The sequence below is a fragment of the Shewanella sp. MF05956 genome (genome assembly GCF_059758055.1).
This window is the reverse complement of record NZ_JCAYNV010000006.1, coordinates 204,197-229,368: the sequence shown is the minus strand read 5'-3', so window position 1 is coordinate 229,368 and position 25,172 is coordinate 204,197. Positions and strand designations below refer to the sequence as shown.

At 40.7% G+C, this 25,172-nt stretch carries 18 protein-coding genes and 1 other RNA gene; 11 read left to right on the top strand and 8 right to left on the bottom strand.

Annotated elements, in window-relative coordinates; translation table 11 throughout:
* Positions 1 to 39 precede the first annotated feature (39 nt).
* Both AC19MX_RS08975 and AC19MX_RS08970 read right to left on the bottom strand, forming a co-directional pair.
* Positions 40 to 2,001, bottom strand: coding sequence for an OmcA/MtrC family decaheme c-type cytochrome (locus tag AC19MX_RS08975; protein WP_498297727.1), 1,962 nt, complete (start codon positions 1,999 to 2,001; stop codon positions 40 to 42).
* 281 nt (positions 2,002 to 2,282) lie between these two features.
* On the bottom strand, positions 2,283 to 4,445 hold the full coding sequence (locus AC19MX_RS08970; protein WP_498297725.1) for an OmcA/MtrC family decaheme c-type cytochrome: 2,163 nt from the start codon (positions 4,443 to 4,445) through the stop codon (positions 2,283 to 2,285).
* 477 nt (positions 4,446 to 4,922) lie between these two features.
* On the opposite strand from AC19MX_RS08970, the gene ffs reads away from it, so the two are divergent.
* An RNA gene (gene ffs / locus AC19MX_RS08965) (signal recognition particle sRNA small type) lies at positions 4,923 to 5,020 on the top strand.
* A 100-nt stretch (positions 5,021 to 5,120) separates the two neighbouring features.
* Here the strand turns inward: ffs and AC19MX_RS08960 are convergent.
* The 6 genes from AC19MX_RS08960 to dinG all read right to left on the bottom strand — a co-directional run bounded on the left by AC19MX_RS08960 (position 5,121) and on the right by dinG (position 10,671).
* Positions 5,121 to 5,423, bottom strand: coding sequence for a late competence development ComFB family protein (locus AC19MX_RS08960; RefSeq protein ID WP_188954750.1), 303 nt, complete (start codon positions 5,421 to 5,423; stop codon positions 5,121 to 5,123).
* An 84-nt stretch (positions 5,424 to 5,507) separates the two neighbouring features.
* Complete coding sequence (locus AC19MX_RS08955; protein WP_498297723.1) at positions 5,508 to 6,434, bottom strand: histone deacetylase family protein; 927 nt, start codon at positions 6,432 to 6,434, stop codon at positions 5,508 to 5,510.
* Positions 6,435 to 7,145, bottom strand: a complete 711-nt coding sequence (locus tag AC19MX_RS08950; protein ID WP_432405100.1) for a DUF2057 domain-containing protein — start codon at positions 7,143 to 7,145, stop codon at positions 6,435 to 6,437.
* Between the two features lie 9 nt (positions 7,146 to 7,154).
* The gene (locus AC19MX_RS08945; RefSeq protein WP_432405103.1) at positions 7,155 to 7,817 is read right to left on the bottom strand and encodes a primosomal replication protein; all 663 of its coding nucleotides are present in this window, start codon (positions 7,815 to 7,817) and stop codon (positions 7,155 to 7,157) included.
* A complete protein-coding gene (locus tag AC19MX_RS08940) occupies positions 7,814 to 8,587 on the bottom strand; it encodes a TSUP family transporter (protein ID WP_498297721.1) in 774 nt (257 codons plus the stop codon). Before AC19MX_RS08940 ends, AC19MX_RS08945 begins: the two co-directional genes overlap by 4 nt.
* A gap of 8 nt (positions 8,588 to 8,595) precedes the next feature.
* Entirely contained in the window at positions 8,596 to 10,671 is a 2,076-nt protein-coding gene (gene dinG, locus AC19MX_RS08935; protein WP_432405111.1) for an ATP-dependent DNA helicase DinG, read from the bottom strand.
* A gap of 131 nt (positions 10,672 to 10,802) precedes the next feature.
* Here dinG and AC19MX_RS08930 point away from each other — a divergent pair, with 131 nt between their 5' ends.
* From AC19MX_RS08930 to AC19MX_RS08885, 10 genes are all read left to right on the top strand, one after another.
* Positions 10,803 to 13,187 carry a DNA polymerase II gene (locus AC19MX_RS08930; protein WP_498297751.1) on the top strand — a complete coding sequence of 795 codons (2,385 nt, stop codon included), beginning with the start codon at positions 10,803 to 10,805 and terminating at the stop codon, positions 13,185 to 13,187.
* Between the two features lie 658 nt (positions 13,188 to 13,845).
* Positions 13,846 to 16,467, top strand: a complete 2,622-nt coding sequence (locus AC19MX_RS08925; RefSeq protein WP_432405116.1) for a TonB-dependent receptor plug domain-containing protein — start codon at positions 13,846 to 13,848, stop codon at positions 16,465 to 16,467.
* Positions 16,468 to 16,654: 187 nt separating this feature from the next.
* Entirely contained in the window at positions 16,655 to 17,611 is a 957-nt protein-coding gene (locus AC19MX_RS08920; RefSeq protein ID WP_498297719.1) for a class I SAM-dependent methyltransferase, read from the top strand.
* A gap of 391 nt (positions 17,612 to 18,002) precedes the next feature.
* Positions 18,003 to 18,785, top strand: coding sequence for a DUF3450 domain-containing protein (locus tag AC19MX_RS08915; RefSeq protein ID WP_432405121.1), 783 nt, complete (start codon positions 18,003 to 18,005; stop codon positions 18,783 to 18,785).
* Positions 18,785 to 20,140, top strand: coding sequence for a MotA/TolQ/ExbB proton channel family protein (locus AC19MX_RS08910; protein ID WP_498297717.1), 1,356 nt, complete (start codon positions 18,785 to 18,787; stop codon positions 20,138 to 20,140). Before AC19MX_RS08915 ends, AC19MX_RS08910 begins: the two co-directional genes overlap by 1 nt.
* Complete coding sequence (locus tag AC19MX_RS08905) at positions 20,140 to 20,667, top strand: MotA/TolQ/ExbB proton channel family protein (RefSeq protein WP_011638074.1); 528 nt, start codon at positions 20,140 to 20,142, stop codon at positions 20,665 to 20,667. The genes AC19MX_RS08910 and AC19MX_RS08905 overlap by 1 nt, the downstream gene beginning before the upstream one ends.
* Positions 20,668 to 20,680: 13 nt before the next feature.
* Entirely contained in the window at positions 20,681 to 21,085 is a 405-nt protein-coding gene (locus AC19MX_RS08900; protein ID WP_124016392.1) for an ExbD/TolR family protein, read from the top strand.
* A 1-nt stretch (position 21,086) separates the two neighbouring features.
* Positions 21,087 to 21,707: an energy transducer TonB gene (locus AC19MX_RS08895; protein ID WP_432405129.1), complete on the top strand. Its 621-nt coding sequence runs from the start codon at positions 21,087 to 21,089 to the stop codon at positions 21,705 to 21,707.
* Entirely contained in the window at positions 21,707 to 22,954 is a 1,248-nt protein-coding gene (locus AC19MX_RS08890; protein ID WP_498297715.1) for a tetratricopeptide repeat protein, read from the top strand. Before AC19MX_RS08895 ends, AC19MX_RS08890 begins: the two co-directional genes overlap by 1 nt.
* A gap of 254 nt (positions 22,955 to 23,208) precedes the next feature.
* Positions 23,209 to 25,038, top strand: coding sequence for a DUF885 domain-containing protein (locus AC19MX_RS08885; protein WP_432405137.1), 1,830 nt, complete (start codon positions 23,209 to 23,211; stop codon positions 25,036 to 25,038).
* Positions 25,039 to 25,172: the final 134 nt, after the last annotated feature.

Sequence of the window (25,172 nt, the reverse complement as noted above, 5' to 3'; positions counted from 1 at the left end):
GCTTGAGAGAGAAGCCTGGCTTCTCTCTCAATGAACAGATTACAGTTTTACTTGAGTGTGATTTTCAATGCTAGGTGCGTGGCAGTAGAAACAAGTTTCTAACTGCGCAGCATCGTTTGCTTCTTGGTAGCTACCGTTGACAATAGCGCCCTGGCTGGTGGCATGTTGCGAGATTTCATCAAAGCCATGACAAGATGCACATGTTGCTGTGATAGGTGTGGTGTATAAGCCCGCTGAAGTGGCAAGGGCGCCTTTCACTTTAAATGCATCTAGGTTGAAGTCGTCGTGACATTGAGTACAGTCTTTAATAATACCTTGCTCGCCATGTACACTGTGAAGTTTCATTTCAAGTGCGCCTTGGTTTGCGCCAGAAGCATAGGTTCCGTCTGGTGTATGACAAGTGACACATCCATCCACACCTACGGTCATTTCTCCATTTAGCTCACGGCCCAATTGTTCAGTCATGATAAATCCAGCATGATAACCTTTATGCAGTTCAAAGGTTTCTCCGTGGCAGCTTTCACAAGAAGCAAAATTAACTGAGTCGATATGACGGTAACTAGGGGCATTACCTGAGTAAGTTGCATGGGCAAGTTCTGCTTTCATGCTGGTGGTGGCGACGCCATCGGCACAATCGATTGCTTGGCTCCCGTCGTTACACATTTCTAGGCCAATAAAGCTAAAGGCTGTGTCGGTATCACCACTACCAAAAGGTAGCGATGCGATGCTGTAAACTAGCTTGCCATCGGCAATGGTTACATCCGTTTGCAACAGACCCACTTTAATAAAGTCTTTACTCACTTTAGCAAGTCCACTGCCTGGGCTGGCGTTGTACCCCATGATAGGGAAGTTTGGCCCAACGTTAGTGATGGTTTCAAGACGTTGGATTTTGCTCACAAGTGAAGTGGCATCAATTACTGCGCCAGCAGCGTCTAACATGGTTACTGATAACGTGGCTGACTTATCTTCTGCTGTGGCTTTATTGGCGACCAATGTCGCACTCATACCATATTGGTTGATAAAGGCTTTTTTCTCGCCAAAGGCTGAGGTATGTAAGGTTTCGGTCCAGCTTGCATTATGACAAGCGATACAGTTTGAATTATCAACTTGTTGCGGGTGGCCTTGACCTGTTTTAAAGTCAATGTCGGTATGACAGCTGCTACACGCTTCCATGGTTGGAATGCGTGTCCAGTTATTCCATTCAGTTAATTGTTCTGACTCAACATGGCACGTTGTACAGTTGTCTTGCACGATTGCGTGCGCGGCTTCTGCGCTTTTATCGAGATTACGTCCGTACATTTTTGCGTTGTTATGAACGTTATGTATAAGGTGGCTAAAGTCGACTTGTACTTTGTCTTTTTCGATTGCCATTTCGTTGGTGTGACAACTTACACAGGTCGTTAAGTCGGTATAGCTGTGATAAATGCTTTCGCCTTTTACGTGGCAAGTATTACAGGTGGCATCGCTAACAATATTTTTGGTGTATTTAGCACTATAGCCTTCACCGTCAAAGTCTTCTGTGATTTCAGCTCTGGGTGATGTTGAGACGCCATCAAGGAGTGTTGATGCGCTTGATATGACATTGTAACGTTGTGTGAGCTCTGGATTAAACCCTTCAACATTCACGGTAAAAGTGTATTTGCCGTTGCCTAAATCGGTAAACGTTTTTTCCGAACCTATGTATTGCCATTGGGCTGAATTACCTGCACCGCTAGCACCGGCAGGAATTAACTGAACCACTTTTTTGACTTCTAATGCTGATAATCCTGCGATAGGCAGATCATTTTCATTGGTCGCAAATACAGTGACTGTTGGCTTGTTGTCTTGGTAGGTCACATCGGTAATATCAAGGTTAAGCACTTGAATGGTTACCGCTGGCTCACCACCTGGATTGCCAGGGTTACCTGGTTCGCCGTCACTGCCGCCGCCACAACCTACCAGTGTCATTGATGCTGACATAGCAAGTAATAATGCAATTTTTGTGTGTGTTATATTCATCATCTTTTCCCTGCAAAGGTCATCCATCTAACTTACTGGCAGTATGTTCTGCAATATCTAATTCAGTTAAGTTGATGTTGGAATAAGGTTTCCCAGTACCAAGATTACTTTACAAACAACAAGACGTCTGTAAAGCGAACGCAATTGTGTGATGGTGATCAGGCTATTAATAAAGAGGTATATAAAATACGGACTTAAAGCATATTAATTGTTCGTAATATAAAAAGACCCTAGGCAAAAGCTAGGGTCTTTTAATCATTACGACAGATTATCGTGTATTGGCGTTAAAAGCCGTGGCTTTCATTAATACGTGTTGGTGTGTGACAGGTTGAACACATTTCTGCTGAACGTGTGCGCACATCATCTTCACTCATGCCGTCAGTAATACCGCCATTGGTTTCAATGTGCGACACGGTGGCATCAGTAATGTACTTTTGGTGACAGCTTAAGCATGCACCAGTGTCAGATGACACCCAAACATCAGCACCTGTTTCGGTATCAGCGTATCGCCATACTCTATCTTCTGCACGGCCTAGCGTTATGCCGTCAGTGGTGTGACATGTTTTACAGTCAGTCTTTAACACTGTACCTGATTCAACACCCGCATATTTAAGATAGTGACCTTCAGCACTGTGTGCTTTAAACGCAAAGCTGGTCGATTTTTTACCGCCTGGATAGGTTGCATCAGTTTTTAGCGTTTTATCCGAGGTATGGCAAGTTTGGCAGTTGACGCCATTGTCATAGTGATATACTTCTTGGTTGTGACATCCTTGACAAGTTGTTGTATCGATTATGTTTCGGCGAGATGCCGCGGTTTGGCTAGTATTTACTGCCGCTGCCGCCATGACAAAATGATATGCACTGCTTTTTATTTCAACTTTTCTCACATCATCGGCAGAGCATGCGGTTAACTTCACTTCTGGGCGACCATAGCCGCCATTGTTGTAACACGCGGTTACCGCTGACCAAAGTTCAAACGTTTTACCCACATAGTCAGTGGGTAGCGTGACGTTATTCCACACTAAGGTCCAACTATTGTCTGCGTTTGCAATCCCTTCACTGAGTTTAATACGTCTGTTGCTGTAACTGGCATCGTTATAAGCTGGGTAATCTATGTTGCTGTCCCATGCCATCACGATGCGACTGCCAGTGTCGACAAATTCAGCAGCAATGACATTTGCCGATGCATCGGTAAATTTAACGGTCGTACTAAATTTGCCTTCAGCAGTAACGGTAGTATCGCTAAAGACGACATTCATGGTTTGGGTTTCGTTATAGGCCTTCATCACATCGCCGTGAGCTTCTTTTGCACTGCGAGCGTAACCTTCTTCAATATGACATGAAGTACATTGTGTACTTAAACCAACATGATGTTCAGAGGCTGATTCTGTATGACAAGCAATACAAGCTGTGTCGCTTTTATTGGCGTTAAATAATGCGGCATCTTGAGGGGCATTAGCGCCTTCAACGTGACATGCACTGCAATCAGCAGCAGGTTTTTGTGGATACATCACATTGCCATAATCATGTACACCACCGCCATAACCAATGACTTTATACGGCGCAGCTTCTTCCGTTGTTGCGGTATGTGTTACGCGGTCTTGGCCTTTATGGATAGCGTGGATCATGTAGCCAAAGTCAACACTGTTGCCGGTTTCTGGATCCCCAGATGTAGCCGTGTGGCACGATGCGCAGTTTTCAAGATCAATTCTGCGGCCACCGTGTAATTCAAGACTATCTGGTTGGTGACAGGTATAACAGGCCTCAATTGAAACCACATCTCGTGAGGCGATATCTTCGGTTAACCCAGTAGATGGCTGGAAGTCATAATGTGCATTTGCAGTAATGAGCGGTTGTTTTAACTCAAGGGTAATACGCTGGGTATTATCTTGATTATAGGTAATCGTTAATGGTTCTGTTATTTGGCTAACATTGGTTTGGAATGTGTATTGATACGTCCCGTCTTGATTATCAACAAAGCAAGTATCGCAAGCAGAAGCGGCTTCTACTTCTGCTTGGTATTGAGCTGAGGGGGATATATTGGTTTCGCCATCGGGGATCGTGCTGGTATTCGGCTGTTTTAATACATTAATATAAGACTGCCATTGATAGCCGCGATCGACTTGTGTGTCACCGACCATTTCGGTAACAGGCGTTAATTGTGAAATGCCGAAGCGAAGATCATGATCTTTTGTTAACCCAAGTACAGCTACGCCATTGCCGTTTTTGAGGCTAAAAGTGACGTTGACTTTACCGTCTGTCACCGTTGCATCTGTCATTGTGGCTTTTAGTGTTGATGCGCTGTCAATGCTGACACCGATAATGCCATCTGGGCCATCTTCACCATTGGCACCATCGCTGCCTCCACAGCCTGATAGTGCCAAAGCGATTAGCCCTGCACTTAGCACCGCTTTTGTTACGGGACGAACGGTAATTGTTTTCATCATCTATTCCCTGCATTTTTTAGTTATCGCGCAATTCACTAAGGGTTAACAGTGTGCGGATTTTATTCAATTTTCATATTAGCTAACCTTTGCAAGTTACTCATCGAAATAAGTGTAGAGTTGTGACTAAGATCTGACTATTCCTTTGGGAGTAAATAATGAATGTCATTCACAAGCAGTTAAAACCAAAATTTTGTCCTTAACTTAGCTTAAGTTAATCTTTGCCTAATTGAGAGTAGCGATTGAGAACAACTTTGGCGGGCATAAGCTTGATTACAAATAATTATACAAAGAAATCGAATCAAGGCGTTCACTTAGCGAGTTGATGTAATGCATATTGGTTGAATTTGCATAAGTATTGTGCAACTAAACTAGTGATTACACAGTTATTAAGATTAAGGCTTGATCAAGCCAATAGGTTAGGGGATAATCGCCTCGTTCTGAAAAACAAGCTTTGTTTATCAGAAGTCAATGGTGACCCTAGGGTCCCCCCGCAATGATAACTTGTGAACTCGGCCAGACCCGGAAGGGAGCAACCGCAGCAAGCGACTCGTGTGCCGGGGTGTCGGCTCTAGGGGAACCTCCAAATTTATCCCCACATCATTTTCACTAGTTCATCTATCTTTAATTTGTTGCCTAAAAGGGCAGTAAACTACGCATACCCTCGAATAATTATCTTTAAATTTGCTGTGCCGCTGCTATTTCTGCTTCTTCTTTTAAGCGTTTTTGTAAATTGGCTTTAAGAAATTGACGAGACTTTTCAAGCGCATCGTAAATCTCGGTTTTCATCATGTGCAATTCTTGGTAATTTTCAAAAAAATAGGTATCGACTAAGTGACGGATGTAACGCACGGGTAATTGATTTAGCGTGACGCAACATAAATCGGCCAAGTATTCTTCAGGCAGCTCTTCCATTAAGCCTTCATCTCTCAGTATTTCCATTAATAGAACTTCATAATAGTTACGAATATCTAAGTGCATTATATGCTCCATTGAGACCAGTGTGTTGTCGACGTCTATGTCGAATATATTACGTGTAAGCGTTGGCTACACGAGCTATGTTGATTAGTCGCCTTTGCTTAACCATAACTCATTTGCTGCCACAAGTAGTTGGCTATGTCGATGAGTTAACTCGGCTTCATTACGACTATAGCCTCCACCAATCACAGCTGCAAGCGGGATGTTGTGGCTTTTGGCTATTGATATCACTTGGGTATCTCTTGCTAATATACCTTGGGTCGAAATATTGAAGTATCCTAAATCATCGTCTTGATGAATATCTACCCCAGCATCATAAATAATAAGATCAGGCTGATGCATCCGAATAAGGAAAGGCAGTATTTGTTGGATGTGCTCAATATATTCTTGGTCGCTGCAGCCTTTGTTTAAATCAATATCATGATCTGAGTGCTGCTTGCGTGAGGGGAAGTTTTGCGCACAGTGGATTGAACTGCTAATAATATTGGGATACCGCTGAGCTAATGTCGCTGTGCCATCACCTTGATGTACGTCGCAATCAAATATCAGTACTTTATCTGCTTTACCGCTGTCGATGGCTGATTTTGCCGCAAGAACTAAATCGTTAAAGACACAAAACCCGCTGCCAAAATCATAATGAGCATGATGATATCCGCCGGTTAAATGCACCGCAAAACCATATTCTAATGCTAATTGGCTGCACAATACTGTGCCATTGACGGCATGTAAGGTGCGGGTGACAAGATGTTGGCTCCAAGGAAACCCAATACGTCGTTGCGCTTTATGCTCGAGCAATCCGTTGGTGAATTGATTAACATATTGCGGGCAATGCACAGTGTAAAGTGTTTCGATGTTGATGGGGGCAGGAGTATGCATTGCTGACTCAAGCAGTAATTGTTGCTCAAGTGCATATTCATATAGCAGTTGATATTTTGTGGTTGGAAATCGATGGGTGTGAGGTAACGCCAGCCGAGAATAGCTGGCGTGATACACAAAGGGAATGGCTGTTAACATTTAAAGTTGCTTAATGGCCCAACCCATAAACTCTTTGCGGGTTTTTTCATCGGCTTGTAACCACCAATACTGCAACATTTGCTCAGCTTGTGCTGGGGTTGTTGCTTTGCCAGCGGGTACTTTGGTTGTTACTGACGTTACAGCCGCCACGGGTGCCATATTGGTTGCAACAGCAATGTCTGATTGCACCGGTGCCTGTGTGACAACCGTTTTGCCATCTCCCGTCGCTGAGGCAGACAAGCTCTCAAAGTCTTGTTGTTTATTGGTTTTAAACAAGTTAGTGATAAAGGTTTCTTCTGCAAAATTGGTTTGCTCAACACTATAAGAGACAGAGCCGTTGTCCTGGCGGCTCACTTCGACTTGTGGCGCTTTAGCAAAGGCTTTTGGCTTTTTGATAACATCACCATTAGCCGGTTTTAGGCTGTATTGATAATCACCATCTACCGTTAGCGTAACAATGAACGGTGTGGATTTTACAAATGATTGACTGTCACTGAACGAGTCATCGACCACATCATGATAGCGGATGGCGATTTTATGGGTGCCATTGGCTAATGTTAAGTCGGATTGATGTTTAAACATACTTGTTTCAATTGCTTCGCCATCAAGAGCTAAATATTCAAAAGACATGGGAATAGTTAAATTAGCTGCAAATACTGATGATGAAGTTAAAAATGCTAACAGCGCACTAGTGGTGAATACAGATTTCATTGTTGCTCCTTAACGAGGGTAACTTTGGCGAGGTCGTTCAAATAATTGAATGCGCTCTTCAATATAACTTGTTGCTTGTTTACATTTTCCTAAGCGACGATGCATCAAAAGTATGTCATTTTGCAATTGAATTTTGTCATCACTATGACAGAATTCAAGATTTGCTTCCATTTGTTGTATTTTTTGCTCAATTTTTTTCGCCCAGTTGAGATGTTTGTTCAGTTCGGCATATAGTTGATGACTGTTTTGCATCACATTACTGGCTATCCAACCAAATCCACTGTCTTGCACCGCTTGCTGTTGTTTTTTTGCATAACGCGCCCGATTACTGGCTTTACGTTGTGCTTCGGCTTTTAAATTAATGTCGGTGGTGAGCAAGGCTCTTTTTAGCGCGATAAAGCGGTCTTGTATGCGATCACAACTGAGTTGAATAACAGGACCACTCAGCTTAAGTAATAATTGTTTTTCTAGTTTTTGAATGTCTTGGCGAAGTTGTGAAATACATGGGCTCAGCAAACCACCTTGTTGAGCGAAAAGTTGGCTGTTAAATCGTTCGGTTTGTTGCAAGGTTTGTCGCTGGTTGGGTGCTAAATTTTGGTCATGCATTAGGGCATCTTGCTCAAGTTGAGTCAGTTGCTGCTTTAACATTAAAACCAGTTGTTGGGTATTCATCCCCAAGCACTCCAAGTTAGGTGAATGGCTATCGACAATACCATAACGATAAAAATAGGTTTAATAAAAGGAATGCCAAATCGAATTGCGCTTCGTGCGCCAATATAAGAGCCGGCCATCATGCAAACACCCATCCATAACCCTAGCATCCACTGCACTTGTCCCATTGAGGCAAATATAACTAACGCAGTAACATTACTCACAGAGGTCATCACCCTTGCTAAGCCACAGCTGTGCAACAAAGGGAGTTTGTGAATTGATACTGATGACACGGTCCAAAATGCGCCAATACCCGGCCCGGCAAAGCCATCATAACTGCCGAGTATAAAACCTTGCGAGATTTGTTTGCCAGTAGACGAACGTTCAATGGGGAGGCTGACATTGTTATCACCCATGGCTTTGGGACTGAATAAGGTATAAATGGCAATGCCGATAATTAATAGCGGCAAGATTTTGTCTAGCCAAGTCGGGTCAATGAGGAAAACCAGAATACATCCTGAGACAGAACCTATAAGGGTAGCAAAAAAACTGGCTTTCCATAATGCAGGGTTAAATAATTGCTGTTTATAGAAGGTAAAACTTGAGGTTAACGAGCCAAAACATGCCGCTAACTTATTAGTGCCTAAGGCTAAATGAGGTGGAATGCCTACTGTTAGCAATGCTGGTATCGACAATAAACCACCACCACCCACTATGGCATCAATAAAACCTGCAATAATTCCGATGACCGCTAATACTGCCCAATGGCTAGGGTCTAATAATAAATCCAACTCAATACCTATTCAATAACACGTCTAAAAGGGGGAAGGGCATCAATCAATGATTTGCCATAACGTTTGGTCACTAAGCGGCGGTCTAAAATAGTCACTCGTCCGTAATCTTGCTCTTTACGCAGCAAGCGACCACAACTTTGGACTAATTTACGCGATGCGTCTGGAATTGTCAGCTGTAAAAAGGGATTACCACCTTTTACTTTCACGTATTCCGCATGGGCTTGTTCTACCGGTGATGTTGGTACAGCAAAAGGCAGTTTAGTGATAATTAGGTTGGTTAAATAGTCGCCCGGTAAATCCAGACCTTCTGAGAAACTGCCTGTGCCGAATATAATACTGGGTAAACCATCGTCACAACGCTGCTTATGTTTTTCTAAAATTTGTTGTCTTGGAATTTCACCTTGAACAAATAACTGATCTTTGGCTATTTTGCCCTCGACCAAATCGACCACTTTTTCCATTTGCCAGTAAGATGCAAATAATACGAGTGTGGCCATTTCGCCATCCACTAATGCAACAATGTGCTCAGCAATCTCGGCCGTATAGTTATCATCGGTAGGTTCTGTAACCATTTGTGGAATAAACAACGTGGCGTTATTTTCATAATCAAAGGGCGACAACAAGGCTAAAAAACGTGTGCCATCATTAATGCCTAATCCGACTTGATGAGCAAAATGGTTAAAGTTGTTTAGTGCTCGTAATGTTGCACTGCACAATACAACGCCAGCCGCTTTTTGCCATAGCATAGACTCGAGCATAAAACCGACTTCGATTGGCGATGAGCAAAATAAGTAATCCTGCTGCTTTCCGGTAATCAGTTCTGCCCAGCGTGCCATTGGTGCGCCTTTTTTACTGTCTTCTTTGGCCATCATTTTCCACAGCTTATGCAAATTATCTAAGCGTTGTAAAATAAAGCCTGTTTCAGACAATAACCCTTCAGATTGATGCTTGGGCACTTCACCGTCTTTTATTGCCTCACTTAGCACCGACACCACTTTATTAAACTGTTTAACAGCAGCGCCAGAGGCCGTGGCTAAGTTTTCTGCCTGAATTAATAGCGCTTGTGGTAATTGCCCGTGCTCAAAGCGCAGTCGGCTTTCTGGGTTGGCAAATAATTGCGGTTGGGTATCGCAATAATGCGCGACTTGAGTTAATAAGTTGGTTAAATCGGTTGTGTGATCAAGCATGGCTTGCACAGGAGCAATAATGTTATTTGTTTTAAGCTGATTTTGCAGCTTAGAGCAGGTTTTAGAGGCTTTTTCTAACCAATCACAAGCCCCGCGTAACGTGGCTTGCGCGCTGGAGAAATCTCTTGCCACAATCGGTAAATGGTGTGCCTCATCGATAACATAAAACATGTCTTCTGGATCAGGTAAAATAACTCCGCCACCTAATTCTAAGTCAGCAAAAAGCAAACTGTGGTTAGCAATAAGCACATCCCAGGTATCAACATCTTCACGTGCTTTATGAAATGGACAGTTGTGATGTGCTGATACTTGTCGATGACAACTGTGCTTGTCACAACATATTTGCTGCCATAAAAAATCTGGGATGGGATGTTGCAGGGTGTCAATTTCACCGTTCCAACGTTTTTGATGGAAATCTTGATGCAGTTTTTGCAGTTCGTTTATTTGGCTTTGATCTGGCTTTGTTTGCCACATGGCCATTTGTGAGCTGTCTTGATTGCCTATCATGGCTTCAAGTTTGGCCAAGCACACGTAACGTTGCCGACCTTTAACTAGACCAAATTTAAAGTCAACGCCAGATTGTTGTAAAAAAAACGGCAAATCTTTGTGGAGTAACTGTTCTTGTAATGCAACCGTTGCAGTGGCAATACAGACCTTTTTCTTACTGGCTAATGCTAATGGAATGGTGCCAAGAATATACGACAGTGACTTACCAATCCCGGTACCCGCTTCAACCACAATAATCCGCCGATCTTTGTCATACTCTCCCGCTAAGGTTTTTGAGATTTCAGCTACCATGTAGTTTTGTTCGCGACGAGAACGAAATTGCGGCATAGCATTAGCAATTTCTTTATAAATGGTGCGAATTTGACTTTTTATCGTATCCGGTAGCATAGAAGTATGATTTCTGCGTGGTCTGAATTATGCTGTACATAATAACAGTGAATTAGCATGCTACGAAGTAATAAATAACATTGAAACATTTACAGCCGCAATTAAAACATTCCACCCATGCTCGTCAAAGCATGTCTGCATTGCCGCGAGTGAAGGGCAGAGTATTGACTCGCCATGCGATATATCGTCAGGGTCAGCTGGTGTTGCAATATTATTTAAAAACCGCAAATGGGCCAATTTTAGTTGAGTTGCATCACAGTGAGGTGATTTGTTTTTGTCGTCAGCAAGATGTGAATGTGTTAACTCACAAAGTCGATTTTACGCTCAAGGCGGAGTCTATTGGGTTAACCAGTTTTGCGCATGAACCCGTCTGTGCCCTGTATTTAAAATCTAACAGCCAATTAAAAGGGCTGACTAGGGTGGCTAATGATGTCGGCATTACGCTATTTGAAGCCGATATTAGACCCGAGCAGCGTTATTTAATCGAGCGCTTTATTGCCCTTGATATTGAATGTGTGGGGGAGTATCACAGTACAAATCACGATACCTTATTGCCATTAATGTCACTGGAACGGGCTCGAAAACCCGTAGCTGAACCAACCGATGTTGAGATTAGTTTATCAGTAATATCGTTAGATTTTGAATGCAGCTTTGATGGCGAACTCTATTCAGTTGGGTTATATGGCGAGCAATACCAATGTGTGTTTATGGTTGGCGAACCACAAAATGATAGCCATGATTTTATTGTTTGGGTAAACGATGAGGTCGAACTTATCCATCATCTTATTGCCTGGTTTGAGCAATACGACCCTGACATTATTATTGGTTGGGCAGTGGTCACTTTTGATTTAGCTTTATTATATCGTCGCTGCATTGTACATCATATCCCATTATTAATAGGCCGAGGTGGCACAGAATTAAGCTGGAAGGTCGCGGATAAATTTAGGCCCGAAACACTCTCGTTACCCGGGCGCGTGGTGCTTGACGGCATTGATTGGTTAAAAGCGGCATTTTATCAATTTGATAGTTTTTCATTAGAGTTTGTATCAAGAAATCTGCTCGATGAAGGTAAGGCTATTGAACATGTCGAGAATCGCGGCCAAGAAATTACCACGTTATTTCACACCGATAAAAATGCGCTAGCATTTTATAACATCACCGACAGCCGATTAGTATGGGATATTTTTGAAAAAACCCAGTTGATTGACTTTGCGATTGAACGAGCAAAATTAACAGGTTTAGAGTTTGGCCGTGTCGGTGCCTCGATTGCTGCATTTTATCATTTATATTTACCTCACTTACATCGCAATGGATTTGTTGCTCCAGCACATCCTGCCAGTCAAGGGCTTGAAAGCCCCGGCGGTTATGTCATGTCATCTATCCCTGGTCATTACAAAGACGTATTAGTTCTAGATTTTAAAAGTTTGTACCCATCGATAATTCGGACTTTTTTAATTGACCCCAAAGGATTAGTGGAAGGCTTACGCTTGGCCGAACAAGGTGATAATACTTCAACCGTGCCAGGTTATTTAGGTGCACATTTTGCGCGAGATAACGCAATTTTACCTGGTTTAGTTGCCAGCCTAGCAGCGCAAAGAGAAATGGCAAAAATAGAAAAAAATGCGCCGTTATCGCAAGCGATAAAAATTATCATGAACTCTTTATACGGTGTATTAGGCTCAAAAGGGTGTGTATTCCATGATGCGAAGTTAGCCAGTTCAATTACCATGCGCGGTCATCAAATTATGAAATTGACCAAGCAATGGATAGAAGAATCAGGTTATCAAGTTATCTATGGCGATACCGACTCCACTTTTGTTTGGCTTGGCGAAAATCATGGGATTAAAGACATTAATGCCTTGGGGTTGCAACTCGCAACCAGCATAACAACACGCTGGCGTGATTGGTGTGAGACTGAATATCAATTAGACAGTTTTCTAGAGTTAGAATTTGAAACTCACTTTGATCAATTCATTATGCCGACGTTAAGAGGGTCTGATGAAGGCAGTAAAAAACGCTATGTCGGTGCTTCATTAGGGGCGGACAGTAAGCTTAAATTGACGTTCAAAGGCATGGAGCAGGTGAGAAGTGATTGGAGCCCTATCGCCCGTAAGATGCAATTTGACTTATACGAGATGTTTTTCAACGGTGAGGATGTTATCGATTACCTTCGTCAAGAGTTAGACGCGCTAAAAAAAGGTGAAAGAGACTCTGAGCTCATCTTTAAAAAACGTTTACGTCGTCATGCTGAAGACTACACTGCAAAATCATCTCCCCATGTCAAAGCGGCAAAACAATTGGCACAAATACAGGGTACATCTAAAGCAACAAGGAGAGGGCATCAAATCAGGTATTGGATGACGACAACAGGCGCTCAACCTGTCGAAGCAGAACCCAATAATATTGATTACGAATATTACATTAGTAAACAAATACAGCCGATTGCTGAACCTATTTTACAGTTGTGTGGGCAACGATTTGATGCGCTAGTCAATGATCAACTCTCGCTAATTTAAAACTTAATAATGTCGAAACTGGTAATATGGCATTGTACCCTCGTCACACTTTCCTATCGCAAACATTGTGCGATTTTATGTTTACCCCAAAGCGACATGCATACTCTATATGTAAATATGCAAAATCAATACCGCAGCATTATCTATACTTATATTGAGTCGAACAAACCATCATCAAGGTCAATTATTCACCTAAATACCGACCGAAAAAGTACCTCAATCTCCTTTTTTTTGTATCTTAAATGTAATTGTTAACAACTTATCGACAAACCCTATTGTTATAAATGTTAAATTTTCATTGCTTGCAACACCATTCGAAAATCAGCCCTAGCATAAAAAATCAGTCTGCAAAACAGGATGTTAAGTTTTTTATTTTTAAGTTCCCTAATTTATCAAAATAAAACAAAAGTTCTATAAACCTATGCTTTTAAATGTTTTTATTTTTTAGTGTCCATTTTAGTTAACAGGAATGGAGATCACATTTGATTAACTTTTGCGCTTACGGCACTTCAATTGTTGATTAGTTGTATCAAATGTGATTTTATTGCATACGTAAATGAGTGGTTGTGATGATTTTTGTTACATCCCCTCATAGAACTAACACCTAAAAAGGTAGTTAGTATTATAAGAAAGATATAAAAGTCCAGGGAGATAGACAATGCATAAGAATATTCTAGCTAAATCGGTGCGTTTAGCACTGATCGGTGGTGCTGCAGCGGCAGCGTTAAGTGTACCTGCTGTTATTGCAGCAGAAGAAGATGGTGCAAAAGTAGAGCGAATTGAAATTACAGGTTCTCGAATTCGTAGAGTTGATATCGAAAATGCATCACCTGTTGAAGTAATTAACGCTAAAGACTTTAATGACATGGGACGCTATAGTGTTGCAGATGCCTTGCGTTCTTCTACATTCAATAGTTTTGGTTCTTTAGTTCCTTCTTCAGGTAGTAGTGCTCAATCTCAAGCTAGTGTTAACTTACTAGGTTTAGGTTCTTCAAGAACACTAGTTTTGTTAGATGGTGTTCGCCTAGCTGCTTCACCAACACTTTCAGGCGCAGCTATCAACATTAACCAAATACCAATGTCTATTGTAGAAAGAATTGAAATTCTTAAAGATGGTGGTTCAGCGGTTTACGGCTCAGATGCAATCGCTGGTGTAGTAAACATTATTACTAAAAAGAATTTTGAAGGTCTGAATATTACTGGTCGTGTCGCCCGTCCTGATGATGAAGGTGGTGATGGACATGATTTCTCTGTCACTACAGGTATCAGTAGTGATAAAGGCAACATTACATTCTCTTTTGAAAAACAAGTTCAAGAGCCTATTTTTGATCGTGACCGTCCATATACAGCTCCTTTTGCTGAAGACGCTGATGGTAATGGTATTTTAGACTATAATTCTTCAGTAGGTATCAGTTCTTATGGAGCAAGTATCAAAAACCCTTATACAGGTCTTTGGGAGGCTTCGCCTGAGTGTGAAAATCTAGCCAATACTGTTGATGGTTTTGTTGGTGTTTTAGAATCTGGAGCTAACCAATATTGTGGTTTTGCATACTCTGGTGTGTCAGCTAACCAAGCTTCAACTGATCGTCAATCTATATTTGTTAACGCTAACTATGAAATAACTGATGATCTTCGTATGAAGTCTCGTGCAATGATTACGCAAAACAAGTCATTTGGTCGTTATGCTCCAGCAGCAGCTGGGTGGGATGATATCCCTGCAAATTCATTACATAATCCATATGATGATACTACTGACGGACGTTTTCGTTGGTATCAGCTTGGTAACCGTGATGGTAATGTTACTGATTTGACACAAGATTATATGGTTGGATTAGAAGGTGACTTTGGTGAAACTGCCGTATGGGAAACTTTTTATCATCACAGTAACACTAATAATAAATCAGTCGGTGAATATTATTTAAGCTATGCAGGCTTATATACAAACTTGTATTTGGATATCCCGTTAGGTGACGGTGTTGACAATATGAAGACAACAACACTACAACAGGATGACTATACCCTAGACCAATATTATGTAGGTGTGAGTTTTGATGGTGGTGAGTTACCTGGTGGTGCGATTGGTCATTATGTTGGGGCTGAAGCTGCAAACATTAAATATTCATCTACAGTTGATGCACAATCTGAGGTCGGTTTAGTTGGGGGCTCAGCCGGTAATTCATCTGGTAGAGACCGTGATACATGGGCTGTATTCTATGAAGGTGTATTCCCACTAACGGATGAATTAGAACTGGGTATTGCTGCACGTTATGATGACTATTCAGATTTTGGTACCAATTTAGCGCCTAAAGTTTCATTGACTTACAAGCCGATAGATGACTTGATGTTAAGAGCATCATACGGTGAAGGGTTCCGTGCACCTGCATTGGAAACTCTTTCTCAAGCAGATAGCTTTGCTGCTGACTATGCCAATGACTATGTTTACTGCCGATCTCAAGGTATCGCGGATGGTGACTGCCCTGAATTACAATACGATACTACTCGTCAAGCAAACGCTGAGTTAGATGCTGAAACATCTAAAACAATTAACTTCGGCGTAGTTTGGAGTGGTGTAGAAGGACTTAGTGTAACCGCTGATTTCTATAACGTTAAAATTGATAATGCTATTCGTTTTGTACCAATTCAAGATATTGTCATGATGGAATTATTAGGCTCTGCTAACCCAGATGCAGCTAAGATTACTGTTGATCGTACAACTGATGGAGCTAGTCAACCTATATTTAGAACTTCGACTATTAATGGTCCTGGTTTGGAAGTTACTGGTACTAATGTAAACGTAACGTATTTATTAGAAACATCTTCTATCGGTGATATTAGATTTAATTCTAGTACCAACTATTTCTTTGAATATAATTCTGATTCGTATGTTGGTGGACCAGTGCAAGATCAAGGTGGTTTCTCACTACAGCCAGAATATAAAACTCAGTTTACAACAACGTGGATGATGAATGATCACTCACTTGCTTGGAACATTGATTATATTCCTTCTACAAGTAGCTATGAAACGCCTACCTCTGACAGTAGCGGTAACTTAACTGGTTCATTGTCTACTAATGGTTCTAATGATAGCTTTATGACCCATAACTTGACTTACTCATATGATGCAGGTGCTTATGGTAAATATACCCTAGGTGCTCGTAACATCACTGATGAAGATCCAGTATTTGATAGTAATGGTCAATACGGTAATGGTTATGATGCCCTATATAGTTCAGGACATATTGGTCGTTCTTATACACTAGCAGGTGAATGGAACTTCTAATCTTAATCAATATTGTTAGATAATAAAAACACTGGTTAATTTTATTAATCAGTGTTTTTTTTAGGTTAAAAAAGTAAAACTAATATGCAAAACTTTAATCAGAATGAACTTTTTTGATTGATATATCACATATCGATGATATTTATCCTAAAAATTATAATAGAAACTTTTATAAGGAAAATTTAGTGTGACTCAACATTGGACTGAGTATTGGCGGCAAGGGCATACAACATCATTTGGTGATTCATTATCTAGTAATTATGAAGGTATATTACAGTCCGTTTGGGAGAATACCTTTTCTATCTTGCAAACTGATTTTATAGCGGTAGATGTCGGCACAGGTAACGGTTCAGTTCCTTTATTATTAAGAGAATCACTAAGGGCTAGCGCAATAGTTGGCAAGGTGTATGGTGTTGATCTTGCTGAAGTGCAATTATCTGAAAATAATAAGAGTGAAAATTCAACAATTGAAATTGAATTGATATCAAATACAGCCTGTGAATCATTACCTTTTGCAAATGATTCAGTAGACCTTTATATGTCGCAGTTTGGGTTTGAATACTCCGCTATCGAGTTATCACTAAAAGAAGCTTCAAGAGTACTTAGAGCGAACGGTCAATTTTCAATTGTTTTCCATCATGATAATTCAATGATATTGAATAGAAATAAAAAAATATTAAGTTTTATTGATTTACCACAAACAAGTGAGCTTATTGAATATTTAAGTGAAATTGCAATTGCTATGGGACCGATGACAACTGCACATGATATTACACGAATAAAGCAAGATCCTGTTTGTGAAAGTGTGCGCATAAAAATCAACCAATCGATTAAATTTTTAGTTGAATATGATGAGCTATCTGCTCAGGACTGCCAATTAATGACGTTCATTGCTCAGTTTTTTAAAGAAGGGGTATTTTGGCCTTTAGCAAAAAAACAACAATATATCGAATTCATTAAATTACAAATGGATACGTTAAAACTAAGACTTTCGGAGTTGGTTAACGCCTCTTTTGATGAAGATAAATTGGCAAATTTTATCAGTATTTTTAAGCAAAATTTTCTTGAGTTGAATGAGATTAAAGTGTTGAAAAATGAACAGAATGAAGTGTTAAGTTGGTATTTAAATGCAACAAAAAAGTAAATTCGTAGATTAATTAAATAGGTATACATTTAAGCGGTCAATAATTTAGGGTTTTCTATGCTTTTGAATTAAAACAATTATACCTTAAATTGTAGTGCTTTATTATTACAGATTTATGTTGAAAATGTATATTTATTCACCTTTCATTTACATTGGTAGTCTTAACAGCTCTTTCTACTCGTTTTTACGCTTTGCAAATGTTGACACAGGTCAACATTTTGTGAAATGATGCCAACGGGTCTGCGCCTTAGCTGGCGTGGAAAAGGGAAGAAAACTAACAATCACAAGAAAAAGACACACTTAGTCGAATTAACATTGATAACAAATTTTTATCATTCGTTATTTACGCTTTAGTAGAACTTTTTAATTCACTTCAAATTGGTTGGGAACTATGTCCAAGGTAAGCAATAGAACAAAAATCGCTACTGCACTTGTTGGCGCACTGGCTTTAGCGGGTAGCAACTTCGTTGTTGCAGGTCCTCTAGCTGACGTTCAAAAAGCTGATAGCAGCCTTAATGCTGCGTCTGCCGCGTCACAACAGAAAGTCGACAAATATTTTGACCAAGCACAAGACATGCTTTTTGAGTATGGCAGCGTTGCTGACGAACGTGAGTCATTAAAATCATATAATGATTACGTTGCAGGCTTGGTAGCTGATCAACAAAAAACACTTGATTTAATTCAAACTGACATCAATGGCGTTGATAAATTACGCCAAGGTGTTGTTCCATTAATGTTTAAAATGGTTGAGGCTCTAGATCAGTTTGTTAATCTAGATCTTCCATTCAACACTGAAGTTCGTAAAGCACGTGTTGAGAACCTAAAAAGTATTCTTAATACAGCAGAGGTGACTCTTGCTGAAAAATACCGTTTAATCCTTGATGCATACAGCATTGAACGTGAATACGGTAGCTTCGTTGCAGTTCACACTGGTAAATTAAGCTTAGACGGTAAAGAAGTGTTAGTTGACTTCTTCAACCTAGGTCGCGTTGCACTTTACGCACAAAGCTTAGATCAGAAAATAGCATGGATGTATGACGCTGACGCTAAAACTTGGAACAAGTTAGAAGACAGCTACTTACGCGATATTACAAAAGGTATTCGTATTGCTCGTAAGCAAGGCGCTCTAGACCTATTCGCATTACCAATTCCTGCTGCGGAGACTGCACAATAATGAAGAAGTTAATTACATCAGCGCTAGTGGCTGCAACTTTCTCTTTAACAGCCGGTATGGTTTCTGCTGCTGATGCACCGAAAACTATTGACCAGCTGTTACAGCAAGTTAAAGTTGATCGTGCAAATGACGGTAAAACTAACGCTAAACGCGAAAGAGAATTCCAAGCAGAACGTGGCGATAAAGCTGCTCTACTTAAGCGTGAAAAAGACGCTTTGTCTGCTGAGAAACAGCGCGGTAAAGATTTAAACCAAGCCTTCTTAGATAACGAGCGTAAAATAGCCCAGTTAGAAGAAGACTTAAAAACTGCTCAAGGTGACTTGGGTGAAATGTTCGGTGTTGTTAAAGGTGAAGCTGGCGATTTCGCTGGTAAACTTGCTGCATCGAATATCAGTGCACAGTTTCCAGGTCGCGATACATTTATTGCTGACTTAGGCGCTCGTAAATCATTACCAAAAATTGAAGAACTAGAACAATTCTGGGAAGCTCAATTATTTGAAATGGTTCAATCGGGTAAAGTTGTTAAGTTTGAGGGCGCGGTTACTGCTATTGACGGTAACGTTGTGAATACTTCTATTCACCGTGTTGGTCCGTTTAACTTAACTGCTGAAGGTAAATATGTTGTTTACAAGCCAGAATTAAGCTTGATTCAAGAGTTATCTCAACAGCCTGAAGGTTACCAAGTGAGTGCAGTCGGTTCATGGGAAAATACCACTTCTGGTAATGCTCCTTTCTATATCGACCCTGCACGTGGCGTGTTACTAAACATCTTCACTAACAAGGCTAGCCTTGAAGACCGTTTAGAAGCCGGTGGTACAATTGGTTATATTATTTTGGCTCTACTTGCATTAGGTGCATTAATTGCCCTTGAGCGTTTAGTTACACTTACTGTTATTGGCGGTAAAGTGAATAGTCAGCGTAAGAACATCGATAACCCAGGTAACAATCCTCTAGGCCGTATCTTGAAAGTTTACCAGTCTAACAAAGATGTTGATGTTGAAACATTAGAGTTAAAACTGGATGAAGCTATTCTAAAAGAAACGCCAGCTTTAGAAGCGCGTATCTCTATTATTAAAGTTATCGCTGCTATCGCACCTATGATGGGTCTATTAGGTACTGTTACCGGTATGATCGCAACCTTCCAATCAATTCAGTTATTCGGTACTGGTGACCCTAAATTGATGGCTGGTGGTATCTCTATGGCGCTTATCACTACGGTTCAAGGTCTTATCGCTGCATTACCGTTAATGTTATTGCATGCAATCGTTGTTGCGCGTAGTAAGTCTATTGTTCAAGTTCTTGAAGAACAAAGTGCTGGTATTATTGCAGAACATGCTGAGAAGAGGGCTGACTAATGATGCTAATCCTGATGGACGTATGGGATTCCGTCAGGGGCTTCATGGCCTCCGGAGGCGATGTCCTCTGGTTGGTTGCAGCAGTGCTATTCCTAATGTGGGTGTTAATGCTTGAACGTTATTGGTATCTAAATTGGATATCACCTAAACAACATCAAGCAGTAATTGCCTCGTGGGAAGCAAGAGAAGAAACAACTTCTTGGCATGCTCACCGTATCCGTGAAGCTTGGGTATCCCAAGCGAAGCAAGATTTGAATGCACGTATGCTGTTAATCAAAACCCTAGTAGCCATTTGTCCAATGATTGGTTTATTAGGTACCGTAACCGGTATGATTTCAGTATTCGATGTGATGGCAGTTCAGGGGACGAGTAATGCTCGTTTAATGGCCGCTGGTATCTCTATGGCCACCATGCCGACTATGGCAGGGATGGTTGCAGCGCTATCGGGTGTTTTCTTTAGCACTCGTTTAGACTCAAAAATGAGAATCAGTTTAGAAAAGCTAAAAGACAGCATGCCTCACCACTAGAGAGAGATTGAACATGGCACGTAAGAAGCATTCCAGTATGGAAGAGGAAGCTCAAATTGATATGACCCCGATGCTAGACATCGTGTTTATCATGCTGATCTTCTTTATTGTAACCACATCGTTTGTTAAGCCATCTGGCTTAGACTACAACAAGCCTAAAGCGTCACAGGCTACGTCTAAACCATCGGCAAACATCTTTATTGGCATCAGCAAAACTGGCGTCATTATGATGGAAAACCGTCAGGTTGATATCGAACGTGTAACAGCAAACGTAGAACGTATGTTAGCTGAAGCACCTGAAGCAGCTGTATTGATTCAAGCAGACAAAGACGCTTTACATGGTCTAGTTGTTAAAGTGCTTGATAACGTGAAAGCTGCGGGTATTGACAAAATTTCAGTATCAGCGGGGAATGAGTAATATGCTAAGAGCACTCGTATCAATAATCATTGGTGCTGCAGTGACTTTTGGGCTGTTTGCTTTCATGGCTTTCCTAGTCGGCGGCGGTGCGCAGCGCAACGGCGATTCAGCGGAATCCCCTGTTATTGAAATTACGATGGATAAACAGGATTCGAAGGCACAGAAAAAACCAAGGGTTACACCTAAGCCACCTCCACCACCGGAGCAGCCACCGAAGCCGGATACTACTCCGCCTGATTCATCATCTAATATTGACACCAACTTGGCGTTCAATATGGGTGGGATTGAATCTGGTGGTCCAAGTACAGGTTTCAAGCTAGGCAATATGATGACCCGTGATGGTGATGCTACGCCTATCGTTCGTATTGAGCCTCAGTATCCAATTGCTGCAGCTCGAGATGGTAAAGAGGGTTGGGTTCAACTTACCTTTACTATTAACGAACTAGGTGGTGTTGATGATGTATCTGTTATCAAAGCTGAACCTAAGCGTTTATTCGATCGTGAAGCGATTCGCGCATTGAAGAAGTGGAAATATAAGCCAAAGATTGTTGATGGTAAGCCATTAAGACAAGCTGGCATGACAGTACAACTTGATTTTACTTTAGAGAAGGGAGGTAGATAATGCGTAAAGTTACTAGTATCGCTACAGCGTTATTACTTTCAGTCTGTACAAGTGCAATGTTGTCTGGTGCTGCATTTGCAGCTGAAAAGTGTGAGATTGATAAGCGTCAATCTCGTGCTGTAGGCGAAAGTGCAGCTAAAAAAGTACAAAAATCTTTTGAAGCGTATACCGAAGGTAATTTAGATCAAGCCATTTCAATATTGCTTGAAGCTAATGCTAAAAACGATTTCGACAAAGCTTATGTTGATCGTATGTTAGGTAACTTCTACGCTGAAAAGGGTCAGATGGGTACAGCAATCAAGTATTTAAAGACTGCTGTAAACGCTGATATTCTTGGTGGTACAGATCATGCTGCAACAATGCGTTTGTATGCGGATTTATTACTACAGGAAAAAAAGTTTAAAGAAGCGATTCCATACTATTACAAGTGGATGGACTTTACCTGTAAAGCTGATGCGCAAATGTATCGCCGAATCGGTATTGCTCACACTGAACTGAAAGAATGGAACAAAGTACTGCAAGTAGCTGATAAGGGTTTATCTTTAGCTGAAGCACCTGATAAAGGTCTGTATCAGATGAAGTTAACTGCTTACTTTAACCAGAAAAAGTACAAAGAAGCCGTAAAAGTATTAGAAGTTATGGTTCCTTTGTTCCAAGACGACAAGCGTCTATGGGTTCAGTTAGCTCAGTTTTACTTAATGACTGAAGATTATGATAAATCATTAGCAACTTATGATTTGGCTTATAAAAATGGCTTTTTAGAGACAGACGGTAACATTACTCGTTTAGCTCAATTGTTAGCGCAAAAAGGTTCGCCTTACAAAGCGGCAACAATTTTTGAAAAGCACATGAAGTCAGGTCTTATTGCTGAAAACGAGAAGAGTTTATCTACTCTTGCTGGTTTTTATCATAATGCTAAAGAGCTAAAAGAAGCTGCTTACTATTACGGTAAAGCTGCAGCGATTAGTGGTAAGGGTGATTTATTCTTAAAGCAAGGTCGTATCTTAGCTTTAGAACAAAAATTCAATGATGCAATTCCAGTGCTCAAAAAAGCACTTGATGCAGGGATTGATAACCCTGGCGAAGCTCAGTTTGAGTTAGCTTTAGCATACCTCAGTTTGAAAAAGTACAAGTCAGCTTATAACCGTGCAGTTCTTGCTGCCAATGATAAGAAGACTGAACGTAGTGCAAGAAGCTATATTTCTTATATTAAAGAAAAAGCGCGTATTCACAACGTCACGCTTTAACGACTAGTGTTAATAAAAAAAGCCCCTTTTTAGGGGCTTTTTTATTGCCTGATATTTAGTGGTTGCTCATGGATTGTGTACTAAATTGTTAATTTATGTGTATTTGAATAAGTTTAGTTTCAAGTGATGCGCTGCATAGATACAATGTAGTCATGATTTTATCCAAGTTTTTAAATTGCTTACAGATGGACTTAATTCTGTGTCCTTCAGCGTGAGCCTATAACCCTGTGTGAATGTGTTAAGGAATAATAACAATGAAAAAAACGATGTTGGCATTGTCTGTGTCATTATTAATCGCCACTCAAGGGTGTTCAGATAATACTATTGCGCCTGAAGTGAACAATACCCAAAGCGCTTCAAAGAGCTTGGTTGTTGAGCAAACTGCTTCCGAAAAATACTTGGCGATGGTCGATGCCTTTTTTAATGACCAGCTAAAACTTGAACCTATTTATGCTACTTTTGTTGGGGTTAATGACTATAACGACCAATTTGGTGGTTCATTAACTGACGCATACTTAACCGAACGTCATCAACTCAATAGCCGTTATTTTGATTTAGCCAAATCAATAGATGTTGAACAATTATCTGCTCCGCTTAAATTAAGCTATGACATGTTTGTGTATGATCGCAACATGGAGCTTATTGGCGAAACGTATCCAGAACGTTTTTTACCCATTAATCAGTTTTATAGCACCGTGTTTACCATGGTTCAATTGGGCACGGGTGAAAGTGCACAACCATTTAAAACGGTAGAAGATTATAAAAATTGGTTATCAAGGCTTCGTGGATTCATTAAATGGACAGAATTAGCTCAACAACGTATGGATGAGGGTATAGCAAGTAAAGTCGTACTTCCTCGAGTGTTAGTTGAAAGAATCATTCCCCAGTTAGATGCCCAATTAGTGGAAGGTGCGAAGAACAGCTTATTCTATTCGCCTATTAATTTGATGCCAGAGAGTTTTAGTGCGGATGAAAAATCTGATCTGACTCAACAATATCAAACGGTGATTGAAAAAGAGTTACTGCCTGCTTTAGCTCAGTTACGTCAATATGTTAATGACGTATATTTGCCAAATGCAAGAGCATCAGATGGTTGGTGGGGGTTACCAAATGGTAAAGATTGGTATCAACAACTTGCAAATAGCCATACAACTACAACATTGCCTGTAGATGAAATACATCAAATAGGCTTGTCTGAAGTCGCTCGAATTTTATCAGAGATGGACAAGGTCAGAGAACAGGTTGGGTTTAAAGGCGATCTAACCGCATTTTTTGCTTCATTATCTTCTGAACCTCAATACTTTTTTACCGATAAACAAGATTTGATTGATGGTTATATGACCATTAAAGATCAGATTAATGCGGTTTTACCTCAATATTTTGATGTAATGCCAAAAGCCGATTATATCGTTAAACCCGTTGAAGCCTTTAGAGAGAAATCGGCTGCAGGTGCTTCATATGAATCTCCGGCTGTAGATGGATCTCGTCCGGGTATTTTTTATATCAATACGTATAATTTAAAAGCCCAGCCTAAATGGGGAATGACAACGCTATCGTTACATGAAGCCGCTCCAGGTCATCACTTCCAGATAGCAATCAAACAAGAATTAACGGATGTGCCTCAGTTCCAACGTTTCCAAGGATATACTGCCTTTGAAGAAGGTTGGGCTTTGTATGCAGAATATTTAGGAATTGAAATGGGTGTGTTCAATGACCCATATCAATACTTTGGTAAGCTTTCTGATGAAATGCTCAGAGCGATGCGTTTAGTGGTTGATACAGGGCTGCACGCAAAAGGTTGGAGCCGTGAGCAAGCAATTCAATACATGAAAGACAATTCGCCAATGGCTGAGTCTGATATTGTCGCTGAAGTAGAGCGCTATATGGCGATCCCTGGTCAAGCTTTGTCATACAAAGTGGGTCAATTGACGATTTTACGTTTACGTGCAGATGCTGAAAAAGCATTAGGTGATAAGTTTGATTTAAAAGGTTTTCATGATCAGCTATTAACTACGGGGTCGTTACCAATGGCCGTAATGGAAAATAAGATCGCGACTTGGATAAAAACCGAATCAGCCAAATAATGGTTTAGAATAGAGTGCTTAAGGTTTTGTTGTTTTTCTAGGTTATTTAACCTTTACATATCAACAAGCCTGCGGTGTCATCTTAGTTTCATTATGTTAGTGTTATTTTTTAATTGAGAATATTTTTTAGGAGC